The 9,381-nt window shown below is 63.0% G+C and carries 7 protein-coding genes and 2 pseudogenes; 4 read left to right on the forward strand and 5 right to left on the reverse strand.

Going from position 1 to position 9,381, the window contains the following annotated elements; all coding sequences use genetic code 11:
- A partial coding sequence (locus tag ENZ75_RS10975) for a glycine cleavage T C-terminal barrel domain-containing protein (RefSeq protein ID WP_281061234.1) occupies positions 1 to 233 on the forward strand: 233 nt, incomplete at its 5' end.
- Between the two features lies 1 nt (position 234).
- Here the strand turns inward: ENZ75_RS10975 and ENZ75_RS10980 are convergent.
- The gene (locus ENZ75_RS10980; RefSeq protein WP_063170453.1) at positions 235 to 867 is read right to left on the reverse strand and encodes a class I SAM-dependent methyltransferase; all 633 of its coding nucleotides are present in this window, start codon (positions 865 to 867) and stop codon (positions 235 to 237) included.
- 145 nt (positions 868 to 1,012) lie between these two features.
- Between ENZ75_RS10980 and ENZ75_RS10985 the strand changes: the two are divergent.
- Positions 1,013 to 1,872, forward strand: a pseudogene (locus ENZ75_RS10985) (phosphotransferase family protein).
- Between the two features lie 7 nt (positions 1,873 to 1,879).
- Here ENZ75_RS10985 and ENZ75_RS10990 read toward each other — a convergent pair.
- Together ENZ75_RS10990 and ENZ75_RS10995 are read right to left on the reverse strand one after the other, a co-directional pair.
- Positions 1,880 to 2,803: a DMT family transporter gene (locus tag ENZ75_RS10990; protein WP_063169916.1), complete on the reverse strand. Its 924-nt coding sequence runs from the start codon at positions 2,801 to 2,803 to the stop codon at positions 1,880 to 1,882.
- Between the two features lie 106 nt (positions 2,804 to 2,909).
- A complete protein-coding gene (locus ENZ75_RS10995; protein WP_063169915.1) occupies positions 2,910 to 4,190 on the reverse strand; it encodes an amidohydrolase family protein in 1,281 nt (426 codons plus the stop codon).
- Between the two features lie 169 nt (positions 4,191 to 4,359).
- Between ENZ75_RS10995 and ENZ75_RS11000 the strand changes: the two genes are divergently transcribed.
- Positions 4,360 to 6,114 (forward strand): ABC transporter ATP-binding protein, encoded by a 1,755-nt coding sequence (locus ENZ75_RS11000; RefSeq protein WP_013528036.1) that lies wholly within the window; start codon positions 4,360 to 4,362, stop codon positions 6,112 to 6,114.
- A 164-nt stretch (positions 6,115 to 6,278) separates the two neighbouring features.
- On the opposite strand, the gene ilvD is transcribed toward ENZ75_RS11000, so the two are convergent.
- Positions 6,279 to 8,123, reverse strand: coding sequence for a dihydroxy-acid dehydratase (gene ilvD, locus ENZ75_RS11005; RefSeq protein WP_063169914.1), 1,845 nt, complete (start codon positions 8,121 to 8,123; stop codon positions 6,279 to 6,281).
- A 253-nt stretch (positions 8,124 to 8,376) separates the two neighbouring features.
- On the opposite strand from ilvD, the gene ENZ75_RS11010 reads away from it, so the two are divergent.
- Positions 8,377 to 8,847, forward strand: coding sequence for a VOC family protein (locus ENZ75_RS11010; protein WP_063170452.1), 471 nt, complete (start codon positions 8,377 to 8,379; stop codon positions 8,845 to 8,847).
- A gap of 75 nt (positions 8,848 to 8,922) precedes the next feature.
- Here ENZ75_RS11010 and prfC read toward each other — a convergent pair.
- Positions 8,923 to 9,381 (reverse strand): annotated as a pseudogene (gene prfC / locus ENZ75_RS11015) (peptide chain release factor 3); the annotation flags it as partial.

Genomic DNA, 9,381 nt, shown 5'->3' on the forward strand with positions numbered 1-9,381 from the left:
GCCGCGAAACCATCCTGCGCAATGGCGAGCCTGTCGGTTATCTCACCAGCGGCGGTTATGGCTATACGCTGGGCAAGACCATCGGCTACGGCTACGTGCGCAACGCCGACGGGGTCAGCGACGATTTTCTCGCCTCGGGCGACTACGAACTGGTGGTTGCGATGGAGAGGACGCCGGCCAAGATCCACCTCGAGCCGATGTACGACCCGGCAGGCGCGAGGGTCAAAGCGTAGGTCAGGTCACGCGCAGTGCGAGGCCGCGGCTGGGCACGGTGTCGGCTTCGCCGGGCATCGAGACATAAGGGCGCGTTTCCTCGACGCGGGTGACGAGGCCCTGCGCCTCGAGCTCAGCGACGCGCGTGGCGAAGCCCTGATCCCACAGCGAGTTCTTGACCGTCAGCACGATGATGCCGCCCGGCCGGCAGATGCGGATCAGTTCGTCCAGCCCCTCGACGCCAACATGACCTGATGTGAAGACGCCGGCCGAGATCACTCCGGCATAGGCATCATCGGCAAAGGGCAGATGACCGCCCAGCGCCAGGCAATGGAGCGCGGAATAGACACCCTTGCGGGCTGCCTGATCCAGCATGCCTTGCGAAATATCGAGTGCCTCGACTTGCGGGTAACCAGCAATATCAAGCCATTCGCCGATGAGACCGGTGCCGGCCCCGGCATCGAGCAGCGGTGCTGAACCGCGCGGCAGATGGCGGGTCAGCAGCGCAAGGCAGATCGTCGGATGGCGATAGCCGGCGGCCGACATGTCGGCGTCGTAGGTCTGCGACCAACGATCATAAAGTGCGGCGACCTCTTCGGGCCGCTTTGCCGCGTAGGCCGCGCCAAGCGCACCCTGATGTTTGTTGTCCGCCACTTTGATCCAGTCCGCCAATTTTTGATCTCGCAGTGATGATAGCCAAAGCGCGAAAATTGTGGAACCGTTGCCGCGACAAATAACAGTGTGTGGGGGCGCAGGCATGATTACAGACTAGGCGCGCGCGGCACTGGACGCCATTCCCATGCTGGCCGGCTACAGCGGGCCGCTGGAACGGCTGGGCGGCCTCACCAACCTCGTCTTCAAGGCCGGCGACTTCTGCCTGCGCATTCCCGGCAAGGGCACCGAGGAATACATCAACCGGGCCAACGAAGCGGTGGCTGCACGCGAAGCTGCAAAAGCAGGGGTCAGTCCCGAGGTGCTGCATGTCGATGCCGGCACCGGGTTGATGGTGACACGCTACATCGCCGGCGCCGAAACCATGTCGGAGGAGAAATTCAAGGTTCGGCCGGGCAGTCCAGCCCGCGCCGGCGAGGCCTTTCGCAAGCTGCACAATTCAGGCGCGGTGTTTCCCTTCCGCTTCGAGCTGTTTGCGATGATCGACGACTATCTCAAGGTGCTGTCCACCAAGGAGATCGCCCTGCCCGCCGGCTATCATGACGTGGTGCGCGAGGCGGAAACCGTGCGCTCGGCACTTGCCGCCATCCGCTGCCGATCGTTGCCTGCCACTGCGATCCGCTGTGCGAGAACTTCCTCGATACGGGCGAGCGGATGTGGATCGTCGACTGGGAATATTCGGGCATGAACGACCCGCTCTGGGACCTTGGCGACCTCTCCGTGGAAGGTAAATTCGATCTGGCGCAAGACGAAGAGATGATGCGCGCCTATTTCGGCGGCGAGGCGAGGCCGGCGGAGCGCGGCCGCATCGTCATCTACAAGGCGATGTGCGACCTGTTATGGACGCTGTGGGGGCTGATCCAGCTCGCCAACAACAACCCGGTCGATGATTTTCGCGCCTATGCCGACGGGCGGTTCGCGCGCTGCAAGGCGCTGATGGAGACGTCCGAGTTTTCACGGCATCTGGCGGCGATCCGCCGGGGGTGAGCCTGGACTAATTCACGCCCTTCGGCACGTTTTCGGGCGGCACGGTGGTCTCGACCACTTTCTGGCGGTGGAAGATGAACAGGCCGGCGAGAACGACAATGCCCGAGCCGATCAGGATGCGCGGACCGGGAACGTCGCCGAAGAACACCAGTCCGAACACCACCGCCCACAGCAGCAGCGTGTAATGCAGCGGCGCCAGCGTCGAGGCCGGCGCCAGCTTGAGCGCCCTGGTGATCATCAGATGCGCGCCGCAGGAGACGATGCCGAGCAGCAGCATGGCGCCGAGATCGAGCGCCGACGGCGTCTGCCAGGCGCCGATGCTCAGCACGCCGCCGATCAGCAGCGTGCCGATGGTCTGCCATGTCACCAGATTGGTGTCGCTGGTGCCGCGCAGCCGGCGGTTGAGGATGATGGCGAAGGCGAAGGAGATACTGCCCACCAGCGCAAAGCCTGACGACAGCGAGAACGCCGCCGACGACGGTTTCAGCATGATCAGCACACCGCAGAAGCCGAGCAGGATCGCCATCCAGCGGCGCCAGCCGACCTTTTCGCCAAGCAAGAGGTGCGAGAGTGCCGCGACGTAGATCGGCCCCGCCATGTAGAAACTCATCACATCGGCCAGCGGCAGATAGACCACGGCGGCATAGAAGAGCGCGGTGTCGAGCGTGGTCATCACCACCCGCAGCAGCTGCAGCTCCAGGCGTTCCATGCGAAACAGCTTGGCCGGGCCCTGGTTGGCGATCATCGGGCCGAGCACGAAGAAGGCGCCGATGGAGCGGATCAGCACCACCTGGCCGACGGAGAAGCTGGCGACCAGCCATTTGCCCATGGCGTCGTTCAGCGCAAAAAGGAAATCGCCGGCCAGCATCAACAGAATGCCGGCCAAAAGCACATTCCTGATCGTCGAATTCTGCGCCACGGGCTGCGTCATGCCGATCCCGATTCCTCCCTAGTAAGCCGCGTCGTAGACGGAAGTGGCTGCCTTGACGAGGAGAATTCGGGCAATGGGTAAGACCAGCGCCGGGAATCGGCTGTATCTAGCTGGATATGTGCCGCCGGTTCACCATTCCCGGCCTTCCGCCGATGGACAGCCTGGTTTCCTGCTTCGTCCGCTCCGCCACCACCTTGCCCCTGGCGATGACGCACAGGCGCTCGGCGCGCAGCCGCAGGGCTTCGACCGGATTGCCGGCATCGAGGACGACCAGGCTGGCGCGCTTGCCGACCGCCAGGCCGAGATGATCGAGGCCCATGATCGCGGCATTGACGTTGGTGACCATGTCGAAGCAGCGCGCCATCTCTGCCGGGCTCGACATCTGAGCGACGTGCAGACCCATGAAGGCGACATCGAGCATATCGGCGGTGCCCAGCGAATACCAGGGATCGAGCACGCAATCCTGGCCCCAGCCGACGCGAATGCCGAGCGCCAGCATTTCCTTGACCCGGGTCAGGCCGCGGCGCTTCGGGAAGGTGTCGTGGCGGCCCTGCAGCATGATGTTGATCAGCGGATTGGGAATGACCGAGACGCCGGCCTCGGCGATCAGCGGCAAAAGCTTCGAGACGTAGTAATTGTCCATCGAATGCATCGAGGTGAGGTGCGAACCGGCGACCTTGCCGTGCAAACCAAGACGCTGCGCCTCATAGGCAAGCTGCTCGATATGGCGCGACAGCGGATCATCGGTCTCGTCGCAATGCAGGTCGACCATCAGGCCGCGGCTGGCCGCGATCTCGCACAGCTCCGTTACCGAGCGCGTGCCGTCGGCCATGGTGCGCTCGAAATGCGGGATGCCGCCGACGATGTCGACGCCCATGTCGAGCGCGCGGATGGTGTTTTCACGCGCCGATGGAGAGCGATAAAACCCGTCCTGCGGGAAGGCGACCAATTGCAGGTCGATGTAGGGAGCGACCGTCTTCTTGACCTCGAGCAACGCCTCGACCGCCAGCAGGCGGTCATCGCAGACATCGACATGGGTGCGGATGGCGAGCAGGCCCATCGACACCGCCCAGTCGCAATAGGCCAGCGCGCGATCACGCACGGCCTCATGCGTCAAAAGCGGCTTCAACTCGCCCCACAGCGAAATGCCTTCGAGCAGCGTACCCGAAGCGTTGATGCGCGGAATGCCGTAGGAGAGCGTCGCATCCATGTGGAAATGCGGATCGACGAAGGGCGGCGAGACCAGATTGCCACGGGCGTCGACCTCGGTCCGCGCGGAACCCTGGAGAACGGGCTCGATCGCCGCGATCGTCTCACCGTTGATGCCGATGTCGGCAACCCTGCCATCAGGCAGTGTGCCGCCGCGAACGATAAGGTCGAAATCCATCCGTCGTCATCCCGTCAAAAGAATCATCTGATATAGCCGAGGCTGAAAATCGCATCCCGTCGATGCCGCTTGCAACAGCGATTTGTCCGCGGCGGCCGCGGATGGTTTCATCCGGCCGCAACTCCCTCTATAAGCCGCCTTCGTTGTCCCGGTTTCAAGGATCCGCCGTTTGTTTCGTTTCTTCCGCTCGACGGAAAACCAGCGCCTCGTCGCGAGGTTGATCCGGGAATCCTTTTATCAGCACAGGTTTGGCTACGGCGCCGCGATCTTGTCGATGCTTGTGGTGGCCGCCACGACCGGCGCCAGCGCCTGGATTCTCAAAGAGATCACCGACGAATTCGTAGTCTTCAAGCGGATTGACCGGGTCAACCTGATTGCGGGCGGGGTCGCCACGATCTTCATCCTCAAGGGCCTCGCCAACTTCATTCAGGCCTATTTCATGAGCCGTGTCGGCAACGCCATCATCGCCGACCGCCAGCGCAAGATCTACGACCGCATCCTGGCGCAAGGCATCGAATTCTACCATTCGACCTCGTCGTCCGACCTGATCACACGCATGACCAACAATGCGCAGGCGGCACGCAACGTGCTCGACCTCGTTGTCACGTCCTATGTGCGCGATCTGTTGTCGCTGGTCGTCCTGGTAGGAGTCATGGTCTGGCAGCAGCCAGCCTTGTCTATAATCTGCTTCGTCGTCGGCCCCTTGGCTATCTACGGGGTCAACCGCATCCTGAAACGTGTTCGCAAGTTCGCCGCGATGGAGTTTCGCTCGGTCGGCCAGATCGTGCAGGTGATGCAGGAAACGGCAATCGGCGTGCGCGTCGTCAAATCCTTCAACCTCGAAGGCGCGATGCGCAACCGCATGTACAAGGCCGTGTCGGACGTCGAGAACCGGGCCAATAACATCGCGACGCTGGAGGCTGCGACAAGCCCGGTGATGGAGACGCTGGCCGGGCTGGCTATTGCCGGGGCCATCTTCGTCAGCGGCTTCCTGGTCTTGCAGGGCGGCCAGATGCCGGGAAACATCATGGCCTTCATCGGGGCGCTCCTGTTTGCCTATGAGCCGGCAAAGCGCCTTGCGCGCGTACGCATATCGCTGGAAAGCGGCATTGTCGGCGTGCGCATGATGTTCGAGCTCGCCGACCAGCCGCTCACTCTGGTCGAGAAGCCGGACGCGAAGCCGCTTCTGGCCGGACCGGGCGAGATCCGGTTCGACGCCGTCGACTTCGCTTATCAGAAAGGGCCGCCGGTGCTGGACAGGTTCGATCTGACGCTTGCGCCCGGCAAGATGACGGCGCTGGTCGGGCCTTCCGGCGGCGGCAAGTCGACGATTCTAAACCTGATCATGCGCATGTATGATCCGCAGAGCGGCAGGGTGCTGTTCGACGGTCAGGATATTTCCCATGCGACGCTCGCATCGCTGCGGGAAAAGATCGCCTATGTCAGCCAGGATACGTTCCTGTTTGCCGGCACCATCATGCACAACATCCGGCTTGGGCGCGAGGGTGCGACCGACGATGAGGTGATCGCCGCCGCCAAGGCGGCCAACGCGCATGACTTCATCAGCGCGCAGGCGAAAGGCTACGAGACGGATGTCGGCGAGAATGGCGGCCTACTGTCGGGCGGCCAGCGCCAACGGATCTCGATCGCACGCGCCATGCTGCGCAATGCGGAGATCCTGCTGCTGGACGAAGCGACCAGCGCGCTCGACGCCGAATCGGAAGCGCTGTTCCGCGACGCGCTGCAGCAATTGACGGAAGGCCGCACGACGATCGTCATCGCGCACCGTCTGTCGACCGTGCACCAGGCCGACACAATCGTGGTGCTCGAAGCCGGCAAGGTGGTGGAAAGCGGCCCGCACAAGGCCTTGCTCAAGCAGGGCGGGCTCTATCAGAAGCTCTATGAGTATCAGTTGATGCCGTAGCACTTCTCTTCCCTTCCCCCCCCTTGTGGGGGAAGGTGGATCGGCGCGCGGCGCCGAGACGGATGAGGGGTGTTCCAGCGGAGTGAGACGTCGGTGTTCTCTGGACCACCCCTCATCCGTCGCCTGCGGCGACATCTTCTCCCACAGGGGAGAAGGAAGAAACCTCACTCCGGCACAAACCTCACCGCGCCCTTGGCCGCGCTGGTGGCCATGGCGGCATAGGCGCGCAAGGCGGTCGTCACCTTGCGCTTGCGCTTTTCCTCAGGCTTCCAGGCCAGGGCGCCCCTGGCCTCCATCGCCGCCCGGCGCGCAGCGAGTTCCGCCTCATCGACAGCCAGGCGGATGCTGCGGTTCGGGATGTCGATCTCGATCGTATCGCCCTCCTGCACCAGTCCGATCAAACCGCCTTCGGCAGCTTCCGGCGACGCATGGCCGATCGACAGACCCGAGGTGCCGCCGGAGAAGCGGCCGTCAGTAATCAGAGCGCAGGCCTTGCCGAGGCCCTTCGACTTCAGATAGCTGGTCGGATAGAGCATCTCCTGCATGCCGGGGCCGCCGCGCGGTCCTTCATAGCGGATGACGACGACATCGCCGGCCTTGATCTCATTGGACAGGATCGCCTTGACGCTCGAATCCTGGCTTTCGAACACGCGGGCCGGGCCGGTGAATTTCAGGATCGATTCATCGACGCCCGCCGTCTTCACGATGCAGCCGTCGAGCGCCAGATTGCCCTTCAGCACGGCAAGGCCGCCATCCTTGGAAAAGGGATGTTCGGTCGAGCGGATAACGCCTTTCTCGCGGTCGAGATCGAGCTCGTCCCAGCGGCGCTCCTGGCTGAAGGCGACCTGTGTCGGCACGCCGCCAGGGGCGGCGAGGAAGAAATCGCGCACGCTCTGGCTGGTCGTGCGGGAAATGTCCCAATGGTCGAGCGCCTCGCCCAGGGTTGACGTATGCACCGTCGGCAGGTCGCGGTTGAGCAGGCCGGCATTGTCGAGCTGGCCGAGGATGGCCATGATGCCGCCGGCGCGGTGGACGTCTTCCATGTGGACGTCGGACTTGGCGGGCGCAACCTTGCACAGCACCGGCACCTTGCGCGACAGCGCGTCGATGTCGTCCTGATCGAAATCGATCTCGCCCTCATGCGCGGCAGCCAGGATATGCAACACGGTGTTGGTCGAACCGCCCATGGCGATGTCGAGCGTCATGGCGTTCTCGAAAGCGCCCTTCGAGGCGATGTTGCGCGGCAGTGCGGTTTCGTCGTCCTGTTCGTAATAGCGCTGGGCGAGATCGACGATCAGGTGGCCGGCCTCGACGAACAGACGCTTGCGGTCGGCATGCGTCGCCAATGTCGAGCCGTTGCCGGGCAGCGACAGGCCAAGCGCCTCGGTCAAACAATTCATCGAATTGGCGGTGAACATGCCCGAGCAGGAGCCGCAGGTCGGGCAGGCCGAGCGCTCGATGACCTTGACGTCCTCATCGGAGATCTTGTCGTCGGCGGCCGCGACCATGGCATCGACCAGGTCGAGCGCCTGCGTCTTGCCGGCGAGCACCACCTTGCCGGCTTCCATCGGACCGCCGGAGACGAAGACGGTCGGGATGTTGAGGCGCAACGAGGCCATCAGCATGCCGGGCGTGATCTTGTCGCAATTGGAGATGCAGACCATGGCGTCGGCGCAATGCGCGTTGACCATGTATTCGACAGAATCGGCGATCAGCTCGCGCGACGGGAGCGAATAGAGCATGCCGTCATGGCCCATGGCGATGCCGTCATCGACGGCGATGGTGTTGAATTCCTTGGCAACGCCGCCGGCCTTTTCGATCTCGCGCGCGACCAATTGGCCGAGATCCTTCAGATGGACATGGCCCGGCACGAACTGGGTGAAGGAGTTGACCACCGCAATGATCGGCTTGCCGAAATCCGAGTCCTTCATGCCGGTGGCGCGCCAGAGGCCGCGAGCGCCGGCCATGTTGCGGCCATGGGTGGTGGTGCGGGAACGATAGGCAGGCATGTTTTTTCCTTGGTGGCTGGCCGCAGCCCAGGGGTTGGCGCGGCGGAGCTGAATTCGGACCGCAGGCGTTATAGACGCGCAAGTATGGTCTGGCCACAATTTTGCAATGCGCCAGATTCTCTCAAAAAAATGCGTGGCACTGTCGGATGGCGCGCTGCATGTCCGTCCTTGGGCAGACGGCAAGGAGATGGCACCATATTCGGAGTCAGCCGTTTCACAGGAACAGCGACCGAAACAGCACGAGGAGCACGACATGCAAAAGATCACCACCTGCCTGTGGTTCGACGGCCGAGCCGAAGAGGCCATGAACTTCTACGTCTCCATCTTCAAGAATTCCAAGGTGCTGAGCGTGATGCGTTGGCCCGAAGGCCACGCCGATGCAGGCAAGGTGTTGGTGACCACGTTCGAACTCGACGGCGTGCAGTTCCAGGCGCTCAATGGTGGACCGCAGTTCAAGCACAGCGAAGCGATGTCGCAGTCGATCGACTGCAAGACGCAGGAAGAGGTGGATTACTTCTGGGACAAGCTCATCGAAGGTGGCGGCCAACCATCGCAATGCAGCTGGCTGAAGGATAAATTCGGCGTCTCCTGGCAGGTTGTGCCGGAGCAGCTGCCGCGCCTGCTTCTGGATCCGGACCGGGCCAAGGCCGGCCGCGTGATGTCGGCGATGATGCAGATGAGCAAGATCGACATCGCCAAGATAGAGGAAGCTGCCAGAGGATAGTCGAGGGTCGCGCCGCCCCTCATCCGCCCTTCGGGCACCTTCTCCCCGTGAACGGGGAGAAGGAAAAAGCGCGACTTACGCCGCTCTGTCGCGGACCTGATAGTCCTTGATCGTGGCAAACTTGATCGCCTTCCAGCGCTCCGCTTCGTAGTTCAGCGAGAAGGCGTGCTGGGCGAGGAACACCGGGTCGTTGTCGAGGTCGCGGGCGATGTCGCCGCGATGCGCCTCGATGAAACGCAGGACCTCGGCCTTGTCGTCGGCCGAGATCCAGCGGCACACGGAAAAGCGCGACATCTCGAATTCGACCGGCAGGGTGTATTCGAAGTTCAGCCGTTCCTTCAGGACGTCGAGTTGCAGCGCGCCGACGACACCGACGATGGCCGGTGAGCCGTCCTCGGGCGAAAACAGCTGCACGACGCCCTCCTCTGCCATCTGGTGCAGCGCTTCCTTCAGCTTTTTGGCCTTCATCGCGTCGCCGAGGCGGACACGGCGCAGGATTTCCGGGGCGAAATTCGGAACGCCGCGGAACAGGAT

This window comes from Mesorhizobium sp. M7A.F.Ca.CA.002.04.1.1 (assembly GCF_004022805.1).
GTDB lineage: Bacteria > Pseudomonadota > Alphaproteobacteria > Rhizobiales > Rhizobiaceae > Mesorhizobium > Mesorhizobium ciceri.

Coding starts and splice junctions, on each gene's coding strand:
- ENZ75_RS10990 (WP_063169916.1), bottom strand. CDS start 2,803: ATGACGCAGCCCGTGGCGCAGAATTCGACGATCAGGAATGTGCTTTTG.
- ENZ75_RS10995 (WP_063169915.1), bottom strand. CDS start 4,190: ATGGATTTCGACCTTATCGTTCGCGGCGGCACACTGCCTGATGGCAGG.
- ilvD (WP_063169914.1), bottom strand. CDS start 8,123: ATGCCTGCCTATCGTTCCCGCACCACCACCCATGGCCGCAACATGGCC.
- ENZ75_RS11010 (WP_063170452.1), top strand. CDS start 8,377: ATGCAAAAGATCACCACCTGCCTGTGGTTCGACGGCCGAGCCGAAGAG.